The organism is Streptomyces sp. NPDC060035, assembly GCF_042736635.1.
Classification (GTDB): Bacteria; Actinomycetota; Actinomycetes; order Streptomycetales; family Streptomycetaceae; genus Streptomyces.
The window spans coordinates 439,324-459,007 of the sequence record NZ_JBHWVO010000004.1; the positions used below are offsets into that span (position 1 = coordinate 439,324).

The 19,684-nt window shown below is 70.3% G+C and carries 21 protein-coding genes and 1 pseudogene; 11 read left to right on the forward strand and 11 right to left on the reverse strand.

Annotated features, from left to right (window positions below):
* Positions 1 to 46: 46 nt before the first annotated feature.
* From ACFWBQ_RS09025 to ACFWBQ_RS09045, 5 genes are all read right to left on the reverse strand, one after another.
* The gene (locus ACFWBQ_RS09025) at positions 47 to 277 is read right to left on the reverse strand and encodes a phosphopantetheine-binding protein (RefSeq protein WP_385485688.1); all 231 of its coding nucleotides are present in this window, start codon (positions 275 to 277) and stop codon (positions 47 to 49) included.
* A 17-nt stretch (positions 278 to 294) separates the two neighbouring features.
* Positions 295 to 1,899: an amino acid adenylation domain-containing protein gene (locus tag ACFWBQ_RS09030; protein ID WP_385485690.1), complete on the reverse strand. Its 1,605-nt coding sequence runs from the start codon at positions 1,897 to 1,899 to the stop codon at positions 295 to 297.
* 77 nt (positions 1,900 to 1,976) lie between these two features.
* On the reverse strand, positions 1,977 to 2,654 hold the full coding sequence (locus ACFWBQ_RS09035; RefSeq protein WP_385485692.1) for an LmbU family transcriptional regulator: 678 nt from the start codon (positions 2,652 to 2,654) through the stop codon (positions 1,977 to 1,979).
* A 460-nt stretch (positions 2,655 to 3,114) separates the two neighbouring features.
* Positions 3,115 to 3,330 carry an MbtH family protein gene (locus tag ACFWBQ_RS09040; protein WP_385485694.1) on the reverse strand — a complete coding sequence of 72 codons (216 nt, stop codon included), beginning with the start codon at positions 3,328 to 3,330 and terminating at the stop codon, positions 3,115 to 3,117.
* 12 nt (positions 3,331 to 3,342) lie between these two features.
* Positions 3,343 to 3,501, reverse strand: coding sequence for a hypothetical protein (locus ACFWBQ_RS09045; RefSeq protein WP_385485696.1), 159 nt, complete (start codon positions 3,499 to 3,501; stop codon positions 3,343 to 3,345).
* A gap of 330 nt (positions 3,502 to 3,831) precedes the next feature.
* Between ACFWBQ_RS09045 and ACFWBQ_RS09050 the strand changes: the two genes are divergently transcribed.
* The 7 genes from ACFWBQ_RS09050 (at position 3,832) to ACFWBQ_RS09080 (ending at position 9,000) form a co-directional block, all read left to right on the forward strand.
* Positions 3,832 to 4,002 (forward strand): hypothetical protein, encoded by a 171-nt coding sequence (locus ACFWBQ_RS09050; RefSeq protein WP_385485698.1) that lies wholly within the window; start codon positions 3,832 to 3,834, stop codon positions 4,000 to 4,002.
* Between the two features lie 481 nt (positions 4,003 to 4,483).
* The gene (locus ACFWBQ_RS09055; RefSeq protein WP_385485700.1) at positions 4,484 to 5,323 is read left to right on the forward strand and encodes a thiamine pyrophosphate-dependent dehydrogenase E1 component subunit alpha; all 840 of its coding nucleotides are present in this window, start codon (positions 4,484 to 4,486) and stop codon (positions 5,321 to 5,323) included.
* Positions 5,323 to 6,303, forward strand: a complete 981-nt coding sequence (locus ACFWBQ_RS09060; RefSeq protein WP_385485702.1) for an alpha-ketoacid dehydrogenase subunit beta — start codon at positions 5,323 to 5,325, stop codon at positions 6,301 to 6,303. The genes ACFWBQ_RS09055 and ACFWBQ_RS09060 overlap by 1 nt, the downstream gene beginning before the upstream one ends.
* Complete coding sequence (locus ACFWBQ_RS09065; RefSeq protein WP_385485704.1) at positions 6,300 to 6,548, forward strand: lipoyl domain-containing protein; 249 nt, start codon at positions 6,300 to 6,302, stop codon at positions 6,546 to 6,548. The genes ACFWBQ_RS09060 and ACFWBQ_RS09065 overlap by 4 nt, the downstream gene beginning before the upstream one ends.
* A gap of 51 nt (positions 6,549 to 6,599) precedes the next feature.
* A complete protein-coding gene (locus ACFWBQ_RS09070; protein ID WP_385485706.1) occupies positions 6,600 to 6,848 on the forward strand; it encodes a phosphopantetheine-binding protein in 249 nt (82 codons plus the stop codon).
* Complete coding sequence (locus ACFWBQ_RS09075; protein WP_385485708.1) at positions 6,845 to 7,783, forward strand: ketoacyl-ACP synthase III; 939 nt, start codon at positions 6,845 to 6,847, stop codon at positions 7,781 to 7,783. Before ACFWBQ_RS09070 ends, ACFWBQ_RS09075 begins: the two co-directional genes overlap by 4 nt.
* A gap of 116 nt (positions 7,784 to 7,899) precedes the next feature.
* Complete coding sequence (locus ACFWBQ_RS09080; RefSeq protein WP_385485710.1) at positions 7,900 to 9,000, forward strand: zinc-binding alcohol dehydrogenase family protein; 1,101 nt, start codon at positions 7,900 to 7,902, stop codon at positions 8,998 to 9,000.
* A gap of 239 nt (positions 9,001 to 9,239) precedes the next feature.
* Here ACFWBQ_RS09080 and ACFWBQ_RS09085 read toward each other — a convergent pair whose 3' ends face one another.
* The 4 genes from ACFWBQ_RS09085 to ACFWBQ_RS09100 form a co-directional block, all read right to left on the reverse strand.
* Positions 9,240 to 10,742 carry an FAD-dependent monooxygenase gene (locus ACFWBQ_RS09085; RefSeq protein WP_385485758.1) on the reverse strand — a complete coding sequence of 501 codons (1,503 nt, stop codon included), beginning with the start codon at positions 10,740 to 10,742 and terminating at the stop codon, positions 9,240 to 9,242.
* Between the two features lie 510 nt (positions 10,743 to 11,252).
* Positions 11,253 to 12,308: an LLM class flavin-dependent oxidoreductase gene (locus ACFWBQ_RS09090; RefSeq protein WP_385485712.1), complete on the reverse strand. Its 1,056-nt coding sequence runs from the start codon at positions 12,306 to 12,308 to the stop codon at positions 11,253 to 11,255.
* Between the two features lie 129 nt (positions 12,309 to 12,437).
* The gene (locus tag ACFWBQ_RS09095) at positions 12,438 to 13,427 is read right to left on the reverse strand and encodes an ArsR/SmtB family transcription factor (RefSeq protein ID WP_385485714.1); all 990 of its coding nucleotides are present in this window, start codon (positions 13,425 to 13,427) and stop codon (positions 12,438 to 12,440) included.
* 167 nt (positions 13,428 to 13,594) lie between these two features.
* Complete coding sequence (locus ACFWBQ_RS09100) at positions 13,595 to 14,395, reverse strand: peptidoglycan DD-metalloendopeptidase family protein (protein ID WP_385485716.1); 801 nt, start codon at positions 14,393 to 14,395, stop codon at positions 13,595 to 13,597.
* 232 nt (positions 14,396 to 14,627) lie between these two features.
* Between ACFWBQ_RS09100 and ACFWBQ_RS09105 the strand changes: the two genes are divergently transcribed.
* The 3 genes from ACFWBQ_RS09105 (at position 14,628) to ACFWBQ_RS09115 (ending at position 17,875) form a co-directional block, all read left to right on the forward strand.
* Positions 14,628 to 15,986 carry a hypothetical protein gene (locus ACFWBQ_RS09105; protein WP_385485718.1) on the forward strand — a complete coding sequence of 453 codons (1,359 nt, stop codon included), beginning with the start codon at positions 14,628 to 14,630 and terminating at the stop codon, positions 15,984 to 15,986.
* 36 nt (positions 15,987 to 16,022) lie between these two features.
* On the forward strand, positions 16,023 to 17,306 hold the full coding sequence (locus tag ACFWBQ_RS09110) for a hypothetical protein (RefSeq protein ID WP_385485720.1): 1,284 nt from the start codon (positions 16,023 to 16,025) through the stop codon (positions 17,304 to 17,306).
* A gap of 413 nt (positions 17,307 to 17,719) precedes the next feature.
* Complete coding sequence (locus ACFWBQ_RS09115) at positions 17,720 to 17,875, forward strand: hypothetical protein (RefSeq protein WP_385485722.1); 156 nt, start codon at positions 17,720 to 17,722, stop codon at positions 17,873 to 17,875.
* A 372-nt stretch (positions 17,876 to 18,247) separates the two neighbouring features.
* On the opposite strand, the gene ACFWBQ_RS09120 is transcribed toward ACFWBQ_RS09115, so the two are convergent.
* Both ACFWBQ_RS09120 and ACFWBQ_RS09125 read right to left on the reverse strand, forming a co-directional pair.
* Positions 18,248 to 18,451: a cold-shock protein gene (locus tag ACFWBQ_RS09120; protein WP_008735947.1), complete on the reverse strand. Its 204-nt coding sequence runs from the start codon at positions 18,449 to 18,451 to the stop codon at positions 18,248 to 18,250.
* A gap of 244 nt (positions 18,452 to 18,695) precedes the next feature.
* Positions 18,696 to 19,039 (reverse strand): annotated as a pseudogene (locus tag ACFWBQ_RS09125) (MerR family transcriptional regulator).
* Positions 19,040 to 19,162: 123 nt separating this feature from the next.
* On the opposite strand from ACFWBQ_RS09125, the gene ACFWBQ_RS09130 reads away from it, so the two are divergent.
* A complete protein-coding gene (locus tag ACFWBQ_RS09130; RefSeq protein WP_385485725.1) occupies positions 19,163 to 19,522 on the forward strand; it encodes a hypothetical protein in 360 nt (119 codons plus the stop codon).
* The last annotated feature ends 162 nt before the right edge of the window (positions 19,523 to 19,684 follow it).

The window sequence follows — 19,684 nt, forward strand, 5'->3', positions numbered from 1 at the left end:
GGTGTCTCGCCGGCGAGACACCACACGGCACCAAGCACGTCCGACGCTATGGGGTTACGGCACCCAGGGATTCGATGTACGCAGAAATGGACGCCACCGTCGGATTGAGGAACATGTGGTCCACCGGGACCTCGACGCCCAGCTCCTCGATGAAAGCACCCTGGATACCGGCCATAATCACGGACTGGCCGCCCAGGGCGAAGAAGTCGTCATCGACCGATATGTCATCACGCTGGAGTTCCCGGCACCAGATGACGCGCACCTTGTCGACAATCATCGCAGTCCTCTCGGTTGTCATTCGGAGTCCGGCGACCATGCCGTCGTGCCGCTGCCGGCATACAGGTTCCGGCATGCCTCGGCCATCGCCGCGCGGTCCACTTTTCCGTGCGGGCTCAGCGGAATCCGCGGGATATTCACGAACCTGACCGGAACCATGTTCCGCGGCAGGGTCTCCAGGAGGCGGGTGCGCACGTCGTCCTCGGCGAGATCGTCTCCCGCCGGGACGAGGAACGCGATCAGCTCGGCCTCGCCGGAGTCGGTGTACGTGACCACCACGGCGGCCTCCCGGACCCCGGCCAGCCTGCCGAGCGCGCGCTCGATGTCGGTGGGATCGATACGCATGCCCCGCACCTTCACCTGCGCGTCCATCCTGCCGGCGACGACGAGTTCGCCGGCTTCGGTCACATAGCCACGGTCGCCCGTGCGGTACAGCCGGCGCGGCGCACCGTCGACCACGATCGTCGTGAACTTCGCGTTCTCGGGGCCTGTGCCGTTGAGGTAGCCCGCGCCGACGCCGGCCCCGGAGATGCAGATCTCGCCGTACTCCCCCGCCCCGACACCGCGCAACTGCTCGTCGAGGAGGTGGATCCCGGTGTTGTAGGCCGGCCTGCCGACCGGTGCGATGTCCTGTTCGCCGGGCCGGTACTCGGCGAGGTCGTACGAGGTGGCGACATCCGTGCACTCGGCGACGCCGTACTGGTGCAGGAGGGTGCACCTGTTGCCCTCGCGCCGCGCCCAGTCCGCGATCCGTTCGACCTTCAGCGGCTCCCCGCCGAACAGCACATGGTCCAGCCGGGTGAGCGCGTCACCGCCACGTGCGGTTTCCCAGTCCACCAACAGGTACAGGGTGCTCGATGCGCAGTGCACCGTGCGTATCTCGTGCTCGGTCAGCATGCGGTAGGCCATCATGGCGTCGAAGTTCCGGCTCGCCATCAGGTACTGGGTGGCGCCGCAGAACAACGGCGTCATCAGGCTGCGCTGGGAGAGGTCGAACCCGAACGCGCTGACGACCAGGTTGTTCGACCCTCGGTGCAGGCCGTACTCGAGCGACAGCCAGTTCATCAGGTTGAACCAGCCCTCGTGCCGCACCGCGGTCAGCTTCGGCGTGCCGGTCGACCCCGACGTGAAGACCGCGTAGCACACGTCGTCCCCGGTGACGGAGACGTCAGGACCGGCCGCCGGGAGACCTGCCAGGTGATCGGACAGCTGCTCGAGATCGATGACTTCGACGCCCGCCGACTCGACCATCCCGGCCGTCGCCGGGGAGGCCACGATCAGGGCGAGACCGGGGACCTGGCCCAGCAGCAGCTGGAGTCTCGCCGCCGGGTAGGCGGGGTCGAACGGTACGTAGGCCGCGCCTGCCTTCAGCGTGCCGAGGATGGCGACGACCATGTCGATCGAGTAGTCGAGGCAGACGCCGACCTTCGCACCTCGGCCGTGTCCGCGCGCGGCGAGGAAGTGCGCGAACCGGTTCGCCTTCGCGTTCAGCTCCGCGTACGTCACCCGCTGTCCGGCGCAGAGGACGGCAACGGCGTCGGGGGTGGCTTCTGCGTGCGCCTCGAACTGTTTGTGGACCACGGGCGCCGAGGGCAGGGCAACCCGCTTTCCCTGAAGGATCATCAACTGACTCCGATATGACAGGTGTCCGGTCGGGCGAACCGCCGGCGCACCACGGGGAACGGGTTTGTCCGGCACCTCTAGGCGGTGCGCCGATCGGCGGCGTCGAGCACCTGGGTCACCCACTCGTCGACGGGCAGACCGTGCGCGGCAGCCACTTTCGAGTAGTAGTCCAGTTGGCGGGCGGACAGCTCGATGGTGAGCGTGGTGGCCTTCCGCCGACGCTTCTCGGCGCCCACCGACTCGGCGAGCTGGGGTACCTCTTGCTTCTCGTTGCCGCTGCTCGGGGGGATTTCGGTCTGGAGGCTCTGCTCGGCCAGGCTGGCGCGAACCGCCCTGCGGAGTTCGTTGCGCGACCACTTCTGCTGTTCGGCCTTGCGCAGCCAGTAGTCCTGCTCCGACGGGGACAAGCGGGTCACCTCGGCATGGTGGGCAAAGCTGAGGCTGTCCCGCCGGCGGTGGTGCTCGAACCGCCGGGCCACCCAGGCGTAGTTGCGCAGGGTCTGGTAGTCGAGCCCTGTTCGCTCGATCGCCTCCCGGTACCGCCGCAACCCGTAGGCGGCCTCCCCGAAGAGCAACCAGTCGGCGAGCCACCACGCCGAGGAGTTCGTGAGCTCGCGCAGGCTGGCCCCGATCCGCTCCCAGGACCGCTCCGACAGGCCCTGCGGGAAGACCATCCCCGACTTCTGCACCCTTGCTTGTTTCCCCACGAAGGACAGAACCACATCGCGCTGCGCGGGCTCACCGCTGGTGCTCACCGGCCCCGCTCTATAACTGCTCGCGGTCGTCACAGGACGCCACCCACAACCTTCATCTCCCCATCAGAGCGTTTGCCTGGGCGTACACCGATCACTCGACCGAGCACCCAGGGGGCGATCACCATCGTTCCGCTTCGGTCTGCCTGCTCATGTACTCCGCGGTTTCCCGCTGCCTGCCGGCCCTCTCCGGGGCGAAGCGGTGGCACAGCCGGTCCCGCGTCCCGCTCATCCCGCGCGGCCGTGCGGTTCCAGTTCGGCGCCACGGGGGTGAACCCGGCAGAGCGCCGGCGAGATGCAGGCCTGCGGGCCCGCGAAGTCGAGCACCGCGGGCATCGCGGGCCCGCAGCACCTTCCACCGGGGGTCCCCCGGTTCATGCATCAACTCGGCGGTCCACCGGGGCTCGGTACCTACGAGGTACGAACATCGCGATGCGCTCTCCCCGGAGAATCCGACCGGCGTTCAGTCCGCCGCCATGGCCTCCCGCAGGCTCCTCGGGCGCAGGTCGGTCCAGTTCTGCTCGACGTACTCCAGGCACTCGGCCCTGGCCGCCTCGCCGAAGACCACCCGCCAACCTGCGGGTGTCTCGACGAACACCGGCCACAGGGAGTGCTGGTCCTCGTCGTTGACCACGACATAGAAGCGGCCGTCCTCGTCATCGAAGGGGTTCGTGCTCAACTGCCACCGTCCTTAACCGTCACGGGGTGACTCGGCATGGGAAATCACCAGGCCGAGTTCGAGAACAGCACCGGGGGCGGGGTCGCCGATCGGCGTTCGTCCTGTCGACAGGACACCCGGCATCCGCAGCGCCCCTGGGATGCCGACGCCACCGTAGATCTCGACCGCCACCGCCACAAGGCTCGATCGACCACGCCTCAAGGGCGGCAGGATCGCGGCCTCCCGGCCGTCCGCCCGGACCTGTTTCCCGCTGGGGTTCTTGTGCCACCATGCCGGTCAGTGGCCCCGTGGACGGGCCTGCTCGAACGCGGGTTCAGTCAGTCAATCTCCTTACGCCGAGGCGATCGAGAGCGCGCGCTGTCCATCACGGGCCTGCGGCGGGCGGCCCGCCAGGGCCTGGTCCTCCGAGTGCAGAGACATCGGACGAGCCCCACCCCAGCCGAACACCGACGCGCCGCGGCGACCCGTGCCTGCGCCGCACCGAGGGCAAAGGAATTCCTGATGGACGCATTGGCCGCAGCCGTGCTCGCGGGTGCTTCGCCCGACGAACCGGCCCGGGAGGACGCGCCGTACGCGTATCCGGCCGCGCACCGCCACGACGCCGGCACATCGCTCGGCGCGGGGCATCGCGCGTGGGGCCACGAGACCGGCTTCGGCCGCCCGGCCCACTAGGCGGTGGTCCGGGTCAGCCGGGCCGGCACCCAAGCCGACGCACCTGACCTGGGAGGAGGCCGCGTCCGTGACGCCGAACGACGCAACCGCCCACCGGATGCTGGTCGGCGACCGCGGTGCGCGCGTCACGCGCGTCAGGGTCGTCGTGCGCCAGGAGCGGGCAGCGGGTGACGCCGGAAGCACGGTGGGACGCCGGCCCACGGGAACCGGGGCGCCGAGGAACGGATCCGTCGGTGGCGGGTCCGTGCCTCCTTCCGCGACTACCTGTGCATGAACACGGGTTCCCCCTTCCTCCTGTGTTCCCGCGTCCGGCCGCCGGACATGTGGCTCGCCTTCGACGGGAGGGCCCCGGAGTGTTCCGTGCTGCACGACGACAGAAGCTCATCGACGAACCTGCGACTGGTGATCAATGATCTCGAAGTCAGAATCCGAGTACGAAACAAATCCAGACGACGACACACGACGGTTGATGCTGCGCCACATGCTGGTGGCGAGAGGCATCGACGAGGAGGCCCGTCAGCTCCAGAAGCAGGGCGCGCTCGACCTCTGGCTGTCCTGCCAGGGGCAGGAGGCCGCGCAGGTGGGCTCCGCGCTTGCCGTGGGTCCGGCCCCGACCGTCTTTCCCAGTTACCGCGAGCACGCCGTCGCCCTCCTGCGTGGTGTGGCACCGGACGAGCTGGTCGCGCAGTGGGCCGGCCGCACGTTCTGCGGTTGGGACCCGCGCCGGCTGCGGTTCTTCCCCTACACGCTGGTCCTGGCCGCGCAGACGCTGCACGGCGTCGGCTACTCGATCGCGCAGCGGTTGCAGGGGCTGGAGGACTTCGTCGTCGTGTACGTGGGGGACGGGGCCACCAGCGAGGGCGACATGTCGGAGGCGATGAACCTCGCCGCCGTCGAGTCGGCATCCGTGCTGTTCGTCTGCCAGAACAACGGCTGGGCCATCTCGAAACCGGCCGGGGAGCAGATGCGCACCTCGGTGGCCGAGCGCGCCCGGGGTTTCGGGATCGAGTCCGTCCGGGTCCCGGGCCAGGACCCGGAAGCCGTCTTCTCGGCCTGCTCCCGGGCCGCCGCCCATGTCCGTGGGGAGCGGGCCCCCTATCTCGTCGAGATCCCTGTGGGACGCATCAACGGTCACTCGACCTCCGACGCCCAGGAGGTGTACCGCAGCCGCGACGACATCGCGCGGGCCAAGGCCGCGGACCCGGTGACCGCCTACGCGGTCCGGCTGAGCGACCTGGGCCTGGTGGACACCGCGTGGCTCGACGCCGTCGACGCGGAAGTGCGGGAGCTGCGCGAGCGGTTGATGAAGGAGTACGCGTGATGAGCACCGTGCGGTCCGTCGGCCTGGCGGAGTCGATCAACGCGACCCTCGCCGACCTGCTCGAACAGGATCCGAGACTGTTGCTGCTCGGCGAGGACATAGGACGCCTGGGGGGTGTGTTCCGGGTGACCCGGGGTCTCAGGGAACGCTTCGGCGAGGACCGGGTGCGCGACTCGCTGCTGGCCGAGTCCACCATCGTCGGCCAGGCCGTCGGCATGGCGATGAGCGGCCTTGTGCCCGTCTGCGAGATCCAGTTCGACGGGTTCACCTATCCCGCGGTGAACCAGCTGGTGACCCAGGCGGCCCGGATCGGCGGCCGGTGGAACGGTCAGGTGAGCCCGAGCCTGGTCGTGCGGATCCCGACCGGCGGCGGGGTCCGGGGCGTCGAGCACCACAGCGAGTCCAACGAGGCGCTCTTCGCCCGCGTCCCGGGGATCTCGGTGGCGTGTCCCTCCACGGGCGAGGACGCCGACCAGATCCTGCGGTACTCGGTGACGCTCGGTTCGCCCGTGGTGATGTACGAGCCGATCCGCCTGTACTGGCGGCGGAACACGCCCGCCAGGGACCCCGAGCCGGCGAGCTCGCCGACTGCGGCCCGGGTCGTGCGGCGTGGCACGGACCTGACGATCGCCACGTTCGGCGCGGTCACCCACGAGGTGCTGGAAGCGGCGCACGCACTGGGCCCCGATGTCGACGTCGAGGTGGTGGACCTGCGCTGGGTGGCCCCGCTCGACATGGACACGGTCCTGGAGTCCGTCGCCCGCACCGGGCGGCTGCTGATCGTGCACGAGGGGTCCAAGAACGTCGGCATCGGTGCCGAGATCGCCGCGTCAGTGGCCGAGCACGGTTTCGACGCGCTCCGGGGCCCGGTCCGCCGGCTGGCGCCCGACCGCCGCGCCTATCCCCCGGCGGACTTCGAGAAGGACTACCTGATCGGTGTGCAGGAGATCAAGGACGAGGTGCTGGTGATGACGAAGTGAGCGACTCCCCCATGGACATGCACGTTCCCAGCTTCGGGCACGGCCTCGCCGAGGCCCTGCTGATCGAGTGGGTCGCCGGTGTCGGCGACCGGGTCGAGCGGGGGGACGTCATCGCGGTCGTCGAGACCGACAAGACCAGCACGGAGATCGTGGCGGAGCGCGGCGGACGGGTCACGGCCCACTCCGTGACGGACGGCACGCTCCTCAAGTCCGGTGAGGTGCTGTACCAGTTGGCGGCCGACTAGTCGCCCACGCTCCGAGATCCGTAGGTCCAGTCACGTGAATGGAGAAGGAAAATGAGCGACATAGAAGGCCGTATCGCGGACACCATGCTGGCCAAACTGCGCGAGCGCGACGCGTCGTTGGGTCCCGACGACCTCGCCCGGCCGGTCGCCGACCTCGACCTCGACTCCCTCGACCTGGTCGAGCTGCACCAACAGCTGGAGCGCGAGCTCCAGGTCAAGGGCGACCTGAAGGAGACCGCGGGCTTCGCCTTCCTGGACGACTTCACTACCTATTTCGTGAAGCTGGCGAGCCGGGGATGAGCGCGGGCATCGTCGATATCGCCACCGCGAAGCCGGGCCGGACGATCGACAACGACCACTTCGCGTCGATCGGTCTGACGGACGAGTGGATCCGGCGCCGCAGCGGCATCGCGGCCCGCTCCTGGCTTCCGGACGAGACCTCGCTGGCGGAGGTGGCGGCGGAGGCCTGCGCGCCGATCGTGACCGGGATGGACGACCCCTCCTCGATCGGCGCCCTGGTCGTCGTCAGCACCTCGGTTCGACAGCGCGTCCCCGGTATCGCGCAGAAGGTGGCACAACTCGTCGGTCTTGGGCCCTCGGTGCTGGCCTTCGACATGAACGCGGCCTGCTGCGGCTTCGTCTACGGGCTGGTCACCGGTCTCTCGCTCTGCGACGCCGGACAGGCGCGGTCGGTCCTGGTGTGCTCGGTGGAGGCCATGTCCCGGCTGGTGGACCGCGCGGACCGGCAGACGGCGTGCATCTTCGCCGACGGCTCCGCGGCCGTTCTGCTGGAGGACCGCGCGGAGTTCGCGGGCTTCCGCCAGGTCGCCGGCTGCGACGGCTCGCAGGAGGCACTCATGCGGGAGACCGACGCGGGCGGCATCCATCTCGACGGGATGCAGGTGTACGACCGCGCCGTGCGCCGGATGTCGGAGTCGGCGCAGTACCTCTTCGACCACGGCCCCACGCCGACCGTCCTGGTCGGCCACCAGGCGAACGGCCGCATCCTGGAACAGGTCCGCGGCTTCACCACCCATCTCGGCGTGCCCTTCGTGAACCGGATCGAGAACTCCGGGAACACGTCGTCCGCCTCGATCCCGCTGGCGTTCGCCGAAGAGCTGAACGCCGGTTCCCTGCCCTCCTCGGGCCGGCTCGGTGCCGTGGCCTACGGCGCAGGTGAGGCGTGGGGCGGTGTCTCGGTGGGCTACCGGGTGCCTGCCGTCACGGCCCCCTGACCGCGCCGGGAACCCGCGAACGTACTCGATCACAGGAGATTGTCATCTACTCACCAGAAGCCTGGATCCTGCGCTCCGGTGCGGTGGCCGGCCCGCACGACGGCGGACCCGGCGGCGTGCTGCGACGCGATCAGTTCACCTTCGGCCCGCTGGAGGAGGGTGAGGCGCTGGTGGAGCCGATCCTCGGCTCCTGGGAGGCCAATGTCGACCATGCGCTGGCCCGTTCACCGATCGACGTGTGCAGCAGCCGCGGCGAGGACGCGGTGGTCCTCGGCAACCTGGGCGTGGTGCGCGTCCTCAAGGTGAACGCGGGGAGCCGGGACGTCCAGGTCCGGGAAGGGGACCTCTGTCTGCTCCTGCCGTTCGGCAAGCTCGACCGCTTCGGCTACGCAGAACTCGCCTACGCCTACGACGCCCCCGGCACCATCGGCCTGCTGGCCAAGCGGTCGAAGATGGACGTACGGCTGCTCCTGCCGGTCCCGGACGGCACGGCGTACTCGCTGCCCCAGTGGGCCACGTACGGGCGGTACTTCACCGCCTGGGACAACTGGCGCAAGGCGTACGGGTGCTGGCGGACGCAGGTCGCCGAGGACGATCCGGCGAACCACCTGGTGTTCGGGTGGGGCGGCGGTGTGGCCTTCGCCGAGCTGATGCTGGCCAAGCGGGCCGGTTTCCGGGTGGCGATGACCGCGGGCTCGGACGAGCGTGTCGCCTTCCTGCGGGAGAACGGCATCACTCCGGTGGACCGCCGCCGCTTCCCCGACCTCTCGCTGCCCACCCGGCAGGAACGGGCGGACCGGGGCCGGCACCAACGGCGCCGCACGTCGGTCGAGGACATCCTGGGTGTCGTCGAGGACCTCAGTGACGGCCACGGGGTCGCGATCTTCGTGGACAACATCGGCGAACCCCTGTACGACGTCACCCTGAGGGCCCTGGCCCGCGAGGGGGTCGTCACCACGTGCGGCTGGAAAGCGGGGATGCGCCTGTCGCATCTGCGGGGCGCCGAGTGCATCAGCCGGCACATCCATGTGAACACGCACGTGTGGAGGCTGCCGGACTCGCCGGGCATCCGGGACTTCCAGGAGGCCGAGGGCTGGATGGCGCCGGAGGGGTCGGACGTGATCTACGACTTCGACCGGGTGCCCGAGCTGGCCGACGACTACGCGAACGGCAGAATAGGGTCGTACTTCCCGATGTACCGCGTGAACCCGCTCTGACCGGCCTGAACGGGTACGAAGGAATCGGCCCCGGTGTCCGCACGGACACCGGGGCCGACCTGCGCAGGAGCCGAAGGAGTCGAACCGGGATCAACCGGCTCCGGCCCGAGCGCGTAGGTGAAGTCGGTCCTTGCCACAACGGCGGCCGTCAGGACCGCAACCAGTCCTGACGACCGCCGTCACGCGAGTTCCCGCATTGACCGAAAGCATCTCGTGAACCGGTCGTCGCGAGCGGTGTCTCACCCCTGCAGGGCCGGCCCGAACCAGGTGGCGAGGGCGGTCCGGAGCGAGGAGATGTCGGGCGCACCGCCCGCGGCGGCCGCCCAGGCGACATGGCCGTCGGGGCGGATGAGGAGCGCGGCGGGAGCGCGGATCTCGCCGACGGACGGGACGGGCCAGCGGTCGTCCTCGCTCCGCGCCTCGACGATGTCGACGCGATCGGCCCAGCCCTCGGTGGCCGCCGCCACCTCCGCGCTGCCGCGCAGGTCGAGCAGTACGGGGCGGGCTGCGTGCAGCAGCTCGTAGACGCGGGTGGCGCCGTCGGGCGTCTTGAGGTCGGCGTCGGGGACCCGGCGGCCCTCCAGCGGGTGATCGCCGTCGACCGGGTACCGGACCTCCAGTGCGGTGAGCATGCCGCGCAGATGCCGGTTGACGTCGTCGAACACCATGAGCGAACCGAACACCTCCCGCAGGGCGTCCGTCTGGGCGCCCGGGCGGGCCAGGGCGGACTGCGCCCGGGTGTTCTGCAGCACGCGCTCCCCGACGGGGTGGCGCTCGGCGTGGTAGCTGTCCAGCAGGCTCTCCGGCGCCTGTCCGCGCACCACCGAGGCGAGCTTCCAGCCGAGGTTGACCGCGTCCTGCACTCCCATGTTCAGCCCTTGCCCGCCGGCCGGGAAATGGATGTGCGCCGCGTCGCCCGCGAGCAGCACCCGGCCCTCCCGGTACTGGGCGGCCTGCCGTGCGGCGTCGCCGAACTGGGAGATCCACCTGGGGCTGTGCATGCCGAAGTCGGTGCCCGCGAGCCTGACCAGCGACTCCCGGAGCTGCTCGAACGTCGGGGGTTCGTCGCGGTCCGCGACGTTGTCGTAGTCGGATGTGATCACCCGGTACCAGCCCGGCTCGAAGGCGATGGCCGAGAAGTCGCCGCCCGGACAGCGCCGCACCCACACGTAGTCCTCGGGCAGATCGGGGAGTTCGACGTCACCGATCAGCGCGGTCATCGTCGCCGGAGTGCCGGGGAAGTCGATGCCGGACAGCTTGCGCACCGTGCTGCGCCCGCCGTCGCAGCCCACGAGGTAGCGGGCGCGCAGCTGCGCAGATTCCGCCCCCGTCGTACGCAGCTCGACCGCCACGCCGACCCCGTCCTGGCGGATCCCGCTCACCTCGGACGACCGGCGCACCCGCACGCCGAGCTCGGTGGCCCACTCCTCGAGCAGTTGCTCGATGGCGGACTGCAGGATCATCAGCGGATAAGGGTGCCTGGACTCGGACTCGTCGAAGTCCAGATAGAGCCCGGAGAAGTGGCCCACCGGCTGCAGTTCGCCGACCGACAGGAAGCGGTCCAGGACTCCGCGCTGGTCCAGCACCTCCAGGGTGCGGGAGTGCATCCCGCCGGCTCGCGACTCGCCCGTAGGCTCCGGGAGCCGTTCGACCACCACCACGTCGACGCCCGCCAGCCGCAGCTCACAGGCGAGCATCAAGCCTGTCGGCCCGGCACCTGCGATCACCACGTCCGTGTCCATGCCGGTGTGTCCCACGTCGTTGCCCCCACTCCACTGCGCCTCTGACGTCGTCACATCACCTCCACGTTCACGGAAGCGGATCAGCCGGTCAAGACAACTCCGGTGCCGGGAGGGAGTAGGCCGCTGTCGGACGTGCGCTGTCCCGCCGGCGGGACGGTCCTAGGGGGAGGGAAAGCTCCCTCGCTCGCTGCCGCTGCAGCGAGGTCGGCCTGCACGGGCTCGGACCGACCATGCCGGCTGGTGATGCCGAGCTTCTCGGCCACCCGACTGCGGGGCTGCCGTCTCGGCCGGACAGGCGTCGCGCGCCTCGGCGACCATGCGCACCGCACGGCGGCGGAGCTCAGGCGGGCATCGGGAAGGTCCTGCCATGACTCGATCCGTTCATGACATCGAGTCCCCGATCGAGCCGGGTCGGTTCCTGAGCCCCTGTCCAGGATTCGGGGTCAAGCCCCGCACGGCGGTTGAGCCGGTTCCTGAACGCCCTTCCAGCACCGGTGACCGGGTGAGCCCTCACATGATTCCGAGATGGTGCTTGAGGGTCGGCCCGTCGTAGTCGTGCCGGAACAGCCCCGCGCGGCGCAGCGCCTGCGCCACGCCCTGAGTCAGCAGCTCCAGCCCCTCGGGCAGGTGGCTGTGGGACAGCACGAAGCCGTCCGCAGCCCTCTCCTGGAAGAGCTCGGCCAGCTCGGCGGCCACCTTCTCGGGCGTACCGGTGAATCCGAGGTGCAGGCTGTTCTGCCGGTGCTTGATCACCAGCTGCCGGACCGTCTGCCCGTGGTGGGTGCGCAGCCACCCCGCGCCCCGCTGGTACTGCTCCTCCCGGAGGGCCTCGGCCTCTTCGAGCAGAGTGACGGGAATCGGCTCGTCCAGAGGCAGTTCGGCCAGCCGCAGGTGGGGGCTCACCACCGTCTGGAGGTAGGCGATCGCCTTGCCGATATCGATGCCGTCGACCCATTCCCGCTCCAGCGCCAACGCCTCGGCCTCGGTGGCGCCGAGGACGACATGGGTGCCGAGCAGGATCTTCAGCGTCTCCGGGTCGCGGCCCTTGCGCCTGGCCCGGTCCTTCATGTCGGCGTAGAACGCCTGGGCGCTGCTGACGTTGTCGGCGGCGGCGAAGACGACATCGGCGTAGGTGGCGGCGAAGTCACGGCCTTCCTCGGAGCGGCCGGCCTGGACCAGCACCGGTCTGCCCTGCGGAGGACGGTGGATGTTCAACGGCCCGTCGACACTGAAGTGTTCGCCGCGGTGACGGATCGCGCGAATCCTCGCCTCGTCCGCGAAGACGGATCGTTCTGCCCTCCCACGGACGGTAGTTGTTCCCCTGCGCCCGCCACCCGGGTCAGCGGCTCGTACGGAAACGCCCGAGGGCAAACGCCTCCGCCCCGCCTCAGGGGGACGGGGCGGAGGTGCCTTCGCGCGGCGGTCGTCAACAGCGCGTCCACATGCTCCCGGGCGCCGAGCACGGCCTTGCGGCGCGTTCGGCTGCTGCGGCAGAAGCCTTCGGCAAGCCCTGCCGCCCCGGTCCGGTAGGCACTCCCGCGCCTCCGCCCGAGATCCGGATGCCACTCAGGCAAGAGGGCGAGGCCGGCCGCCGGGGGCGCTGTGGTCCCCCGGCGGACGTCGTGACGGCCGTATCAGGAACGGCCGATCCGCACCGCCCGGCACCGCCCGGCACCGCCCGGCAGGCGGAGCGGATCACTTCAAGGCGCCCTCCAGCACCGCCCGGCCGAGCCGGGTCCGATGGTGGAGCACACGCACCCCCTGGCGCTGGGAGAGCAACAGCCCGGCCTCCCGGAGCACGGTGGCGTGCCGACTGGCCGTCGACGGTGCGAGCCGCAGCGCCGCGGCGATGTCCATGGTGGTCATCGGGCGGTCCAGCATGCGCAGCAGCTCGGCGCGCGAAGCGCCGATGAGCTGCGCCGCCGCGGCGTCCCTGCCGTGGTGCCGGCGTTCGAGCCAGCCGGGCGACGGCGAGAGCGGATGGACGAGGACCGGAGGCAGCTCCTCGTCGACGAGGGCGAGTGGGGCGTGCACGCAGAAGAAGGCCGGGACGAGTGTCAACGTCCGCCCGTTCAAGGTCAGTTCGCGGTCCACGGGGTACGGGGCGCGCAGTCTCCGGTCCCGGTAACGCCATCCGGGCAGGTGGTCGTACCCCGTGAGCAGGCCCTCCGCGCCGTGGGTGAGGACGGCTTCGGCCCGTACGGCCCGGTCGGCCGCCGCCTGGGCCCGTATCGCGGCCAGGTAGGGCTCGACGGCCACCTGGTGATAGGCGCGCAAGGCCGAACCGAGGCGGTGCAGCGCCTTGGGGCAGCCGTCGGCGAGCGGACGCACACTCGCCGGGACGGGGCGGCCGGTGTGCGCGTGCAGCCGGGTGAGTTCGGCGCGCAACCGGTGCCGGGGAGTGGACAGCAGCCGGTCGAGCCCGACATCGAGATCGGTGTCCCCGCGGCCGGGCGTCAGGAAGTCGGGGAAGTACGAGCCGTCCGGGCACAGTCGCGTCAGGGCACGCGTCACGGAAACGAGGCCGGATCGCCGCAGAGCCTCACCCACCTCGCGGCGCCAGGCTCCGAACGCAAGGGGCGCTTGGCGGTTCTGCAGCAGGTGCAGACTCAGCGCGGTCTCCCAGAGCGGGTCCACGCCGGACGCGACGCGTAAGCGGGCCAGCTCCTGGCTCGTGAATTCCACCCGTAGCACAACGCACCCCCGGTGGTCACAGGCGCTCGCCGGCACCCGCCCACGGAAACTCTACGCGCATTGCAGACATGACGCAGGCATGCCAGAAATCTGGTGTACGGCTCGCGGTGGCCCGACGGGGATTCACCCGCCGGGCCACCGCGATCCGCTGTCACAGCTCAGCAGAGCGGAACGCCGGGCAGTTTCGCGTCCGGGTGGTCGATGTAGATGTTGCTGATGAAGCCGTTCTGGTCACGCAGCTTGCTCCACCAATTGTTGCTGTACCCCTCGGCGTTGACGGTGTCGCCCTGCTTCTGGCACAGCACCCGCACGGCCGTCGGACCGGCGAGGGTGGTGACGACGGGGGCGCCGACGCGGGCGTCAGCACGGACGTTCACCCCGCTGCCCCAGGTGTTGAACGGGTAGCCGCTGCCTCCGCAGCCGTTGTCACTGGTCAGGTACGCCTGGTTGTAGCTGCCGGGGTAGGACAGGCCGACGCCGTTGATGACGATGTTCTGGCCCACTCCGTTGAGCAGCTGCTCGTAGTGGATGTGTGCCCCGGAGGAGTTGCCCGTGCTGCCGGTGACACCGATCTGCTGCCCCTGGGCGACCGATGCGCCGCTCGCCACGGAGTAGGCCGAGAGGTGGAAGTAGTACGTCTTCCAGCCGCCGCCGTGGTCGATGGCTATGTAGTTGCCGGCACCGGTCGGCTGTGAGTAGCGGGTGGCCGTGCCGGCAGCCGAGGCGAGCACCGGAGTGCCGGCCGTCGCACCGCCGTCGGAGCGTACGAAGTCCAGCGCACGGCGTACCTCGGCCGAGTGGTGGCTGTACGTCCATTGCTGGCCGCAGGGATAGGGCGCCTTGAAGACGGGCCCGGCCGTCGCACCGGCTTCCCCGGCCTGCGCCGGGGCGACCGACAGTCCGGTCAGCGCCAGAAGGGCTCCGGCGACAAGGGCCGGAAGACGTCTGAGAAACCTCACGGTTGCTCCTAGGTGGGGGAGGCGGCCCGGAGGGAACACCGGGCCGAGGCGCAGTGAGACGTCGGGAACGTAACGTCGGCCCGTGCGGCTGACAAGCGTGCGACGGCCTCCTTCGACCAGGAACGAATGGCTTGCGCGGTGCCCCGGCTTCTCACCACCCTGGCGTCCACGTGCCACAGCGTCACCAGGCCGCCGGCCGCGTGCGCCCGTGCCCGAAGGAGCCCCCACCCCCATGCCCCCGCTCCGTCCCGCCCGCCGACTGCCACTGCTCGGCACCGCCCTCACGTCCGTCGGGCTGCTGATCGCCGTGTGCGCCGGTCCCGCGGCAGCCGCGCCCCTCACCTCCTCCACCACCCCGGACCATGCCCGCTCCGCGCACCTCCAGCCCGCCGGGGCCCCGAAGCCGGGCGCCGACGGCGGGCGGGCGAAGGGCAGCAAGGAGACCCGTGCCCTCGTGGACATCCCGGCAGACGTCACGGCGGGCGTCGCCGTGTTCGATCGGCTGACCGGCGGCTTCACCGAAATGCACCAGGCGGACCGCCCGTTCCGCGCCGCATCGGTGGTCAAGCTGCTGCTCGCGCTGGACTTCCTGTGGAACCGCGGCCCGGCCTACGACCTGCCGCAGGCGGACCGGGACCGGCTCGACGCGATGCTGAGCAGCAGCGACGATGCCGCCGCGAACCACTACTGGTCCACGGGCGGCGGCAGTGCCGTGATCACCCGCATGGTGCCCCGTCTGGGCCTCACCGGCACCGCCCCGTCGCCGGCCGGTTACCCCGGCTACTGGGGCTACACGGCAACCACTGCCGCGGACACCGTCCGGGTCTACCGCTTTCTCCTCGACGACGCGCCTCCACCGGTACGGGACTTCGTCCTGGGGGCTCTGCGCCGGTCCACGCGCTGCGCCGCCGACGGCTTCGACCAGTACTTCGGGCTGCCTTCCGCGTTCGATGCACCGGGAACGGTCAAGCAGGGCTGGTCGGGCTTCACCTCCGGAGGCTGCGGCGGGGCCACCATGGCCCCGGCAGGCGTGCCCGGCACGTCTCCGGGCACGTCCGTGCCCGGAGACGGCACGGCGCGGGCCGAGTCCCGAGCGATGCCCGCGGGTTCCACGGCCCCCTCCACCCGGCCTTCCCCACCGCCTTCCACCGACGCGGCGGCACCCGCACTGGATCTGACGTCCGACGCACTGCACACCACCGGCACCGTGGGCCCCGGCGACCGGACGATCGTCGCCGTCCTCACGCTGCACCCGGACGGCACGCCGTACGGAGCCGCCTACAGCAAGGTCACCTCGCTCACCGGCTCCCTGAACGTTCCCGGAGCCGTCCGCCCCTCCGGCACCCGGTTCGCCACCTGGGGCAGCGGCGTCCGTGTCCGCGCCGCCGCGACCACCTCCGCCGCCGCGCTCACCACCCTGCCCGCCGGTGTGGACGTCCTCGTCGGATGCCAGCAGCAGGGCGGGCGTGTGTCGGTTCCGCCCTACGTCAACGACTGGTGGGCCTATTTGCCCCAGTACGGCGGCTGGATCACCAACGTCTACATCAGCTCCCCCGGTAACACCCTCCCGGACGTACCCCGCTGCTCATAAGGCCTTCCCCGCCCCCCACCGAGAAGGAGGCGCACCGTGCGCCGCAACAACAGACCGAACGCCCACGCCGTCACCGTCCGCCGCAGTACTGCCGTCGCCGTGTCCCTGCTGGCCGTCGCCGGTCTCTCGCTCGCCTCCGGCCCGGCCGCCGCGGCCCGTGATGCCGCGCCTGACGATGCCCCGCTCGGGCGTGTCAGCTGGCGGGCGGACCTGTCCGCACCCACCGGGGACGAGACCAACGTCAGCCGCGCCGACGGCACGTTGCGCCTCCGCGACCTCAGCCTGCGTCCCGCCTCCTCCCGCTCCGCCCGAGGACAGGGCACGGTCCTCCTGCCCCTGCGTGACCTCGGACGCGCGGTCGACACGATCGCCCCGGACCTCGAAGCCACTACTCCCGCCGGATCCCAGGTCACCGTGGACGTGCGGGGGCAGGACGGCCTGGGTCGCTGGACCGAGTGGCGCGAAGCGCGCGCCGACGCACCCGCCCGGCTGCCCCGGGCCGTCACCCGTGTGCAGACCCGGCTCACATTGGTCTCCGCGCCGAACGGCACCGCGCCCACCGTCCGTGCCCTGCGTCTGAATGCCGAACTCGACCATGCGCCCATGGCCGCCGCGGCCGCCGGACCCTTCACGGCCCGCGTCTACGCCACCCGCGAGGGCCTGGTCGGCGGCACCACCGCGAACGGGCACGTGATCGTCCCCGACGATCACTTCGTGGCGCTGCCCTCCCGGCGCGGCCTCTCCCCGAAGGGCAGCGGCCAGTACTCGGTGCGCGTCTGCGGCCCCGCGCGCTGCGAGACCGCCCCGGTGTGGGACGTCGGCCCGTGGAACACCCATGACGACCACTGGAATCCGTCCTCCGCACGCGAGACCTTCAAGGACCTGCCGCAAGGTAGGCCCGAGGCGCAGGCCGCCTACGAGAACGGCTACAACGGCGGGCGGGACGAGTTCGGCCGCCAGGTGCTCAACCCGGCCGGCATCGACCTTGCCGACGGTACGTTCTACAACGTCGGCCTGAACAACAACGGCTGGGTCGACGTCACCTACCTGTGGACCGGCGACGGCGCCGCGACCAAGTCCTTCCCGACCTGGGGCACCGCGGTCAACATCCGCCAACAGCCGACCAGCACATCCACCCGGGTCGCACAGCTCCCCGGTCCCACGACGGTGCGCGTGCAGTGCCAGGTGCACGGCCAGCTCGTCCAGGTCGACGGCCACAGCAACGACGCCTGGTCCTACCTCCCGGACTACGGCGGCTACGTCTCCAACATCTTCATCGACGTCGCCGACAGTTGGCTCCCCGGCGTCCCGAACTGCTGAATCCCCCGGCCTGCCCGTCGTCCCGTGCCACCTTCAGTACGCCTAACAGGGGCGGGGCCCGAACTCGGGCGGTGACTACTCGCAACTGTCCTACCGCATGGGCCTGCTCACACAGGCCAACTCGGACTGCTGAGAGAACGAACGGGTCGGGACAAGGCTGTGAGTCAGTCCTTCGACTCCACCTCGATCGCGCTCCGACGTGCATGAGGGCGGACCCCTGCGGCTTGCAACACGCTGCTGCGGGGGTCCGACCGCTCACCGTCGGCGGCGACAGCCCCCGCTGCAGAGACCTCGCACCATCCGGTTGAAGAGGCTCACGAAATCCTCCACGGCCGTGAGGAATCTACGGTGGGTGCGCTCCCCTCCGCCGAACGCCTTGACCACCGAGATGCCCTGGACGCATTGACGACGAGATGGGGCAGCCGCCGGGGTGCCCGCCGGACGGTTTCCTGCGCGTCGTTCCGCAGGATTTCGCCGGTGCCGAGGGAGGCGTCGTCGGCGAGGGAAGGTTCGACCGGGTCCAGCTCCGCTTCCGGCTCCTGCTCCTGCTCCGAGCGCAGACGACGTAGACGTCCAGCCGCGTCCGGGAGCCGTTCTCGAACAGCCCCTGGTCGCTGTCCCTTTGCACGACGTCGGTGAGCGCGCCACGTTCGCCCGACACACCGCGGCGGCGTAGCCCACTCCCCGACGCAGGCCAGGACCGCCTGCGCGGTGCGAGCCCGACGACGCTTGAAGCGACTGGGGCCAGGAAGTTCCGGGCCGAGGTCGCCAACCGGCCCCGCGCCTCAACGGATCAGGGCCGCGCAGCAATGGCTGCGCGGCCCTGATCCTGTGCACGCCCGGCACGAGAGCAGGCGCCTTTGTCCGGGTGAGCGGCACGGCCCACACGGGCGGCGGTCACCGGACGCGTTGTACGTGATCCCTCGGGCAGGGCTGCGAGGTCAGGCCGGGTTGATGTTCTCGGCCTGCGGGCCCTTCTGACCCTGGGTGACGTCGAACGTCACGACCTGGCCCTCCTGGAGCTCACGGAAGCCCGAGGAGTTGATCGCGGAGTAGTGCGCGAAGACATCCGGGCCGCCGCCGTCCTGCGCGATGAAACCGAAACCCTTCTCCGCGTTGAACCACTTCACAGTTCCCGTTGCCATGTCTCATGCCTTCCAGTCGATGAACGCCTCCCACTCCATGTGGAAGGCTGAGGTGATCGCCCTGGTTCCTGCGGCACAGCACAGCAAAGCGCCCACACCAAAGGCGTGGGCAAGGGAGAATTCCGAACCACGACAGCTGACGCAGACGCTACACGCCCACACACCGCGTCACCATAGGAAACGATCACGCCTCTCACCGAGCTTGTGCGTGCGGTGCCCGCCGACGCTGACGGGCACGCTCATCTCATGCTGCTGCCGTTGGGTTCGGCGATTCGGCGGCGCGGCGATATGCGGCGTTGATGCGCTGGGCTTCCTCGAGCCGGTCTTCGAGGACGCGATGCGGCAGGCGGCCTCGATGGGGTCCCGTGGTCGACCCCTGATGAAGATGATGACCGCCGACGCCACAACCGTCCGTTCCACGGAAGCCGTTGCCGACGCGCGTGATGCGGCTCGGGCCTTCCCCGAAGGCTTGCGGCATCCGGCCGTGGCCCTGACACGGCGGATACCGTGTTCTTGGTCGCGTCCGAGCTGGTCACCGACGCCCCGCGTCACCGCGGGTGCACTGGCAATTCGGCCGGCCCGTGTCAAGGGCCTCGCCCCGCGCCACCGCGGTCACCCGCCGGGCCTCCGGCGGCAGGACCGTGAGCGCCCGCCCTGCCCGGTAGCGCCACCGCTCGAGCAGCCGGACGGCCGGAGAATATGATCTGCCTCATGTCGAAGCCTGACGAGCTGCTCGTTGCCATCGCCGCCCTGGTGGAGTCCGGGCAGAGCAACCAGATGTCCCTGACCGTGGTCGCCGGTGGCGCTGTCATCACCGGTCGGCTGGCTCCCGAAGCAGTGTGGAGTCAGCGTGTCTCGGAGGTCCTGACGGATTCCGCCCGCTTGGGCGAGTTCTCCGCCATTTTCGACACCTCTGCGAAGGAGGACGCGCCGCCTACACATCTGCACTTCCATGTCGCCCGGATCCTGCAGGGCACGGTCGGGATCCCGGAGACGGGCGGAATGTACCGTGTGGCGATCGAGGACGTCAGCTCCTGGACCGTGGGCGACTTCAGCTATTCCGCCCATTGAGAAGCCACTGCGGCGGGAACCCGTCGCACGCAGTGTGGGCCCCCCCCGCGCCCCCGGCGGGGCCCCAGCCCGCTGGGGCACATAAAAGCATGGACCAGAGATTAAAAAAAAAAAAACCACCCGCGGGAAAACACCCGGGCCCCCAGGGGAAATTGGTGGGGC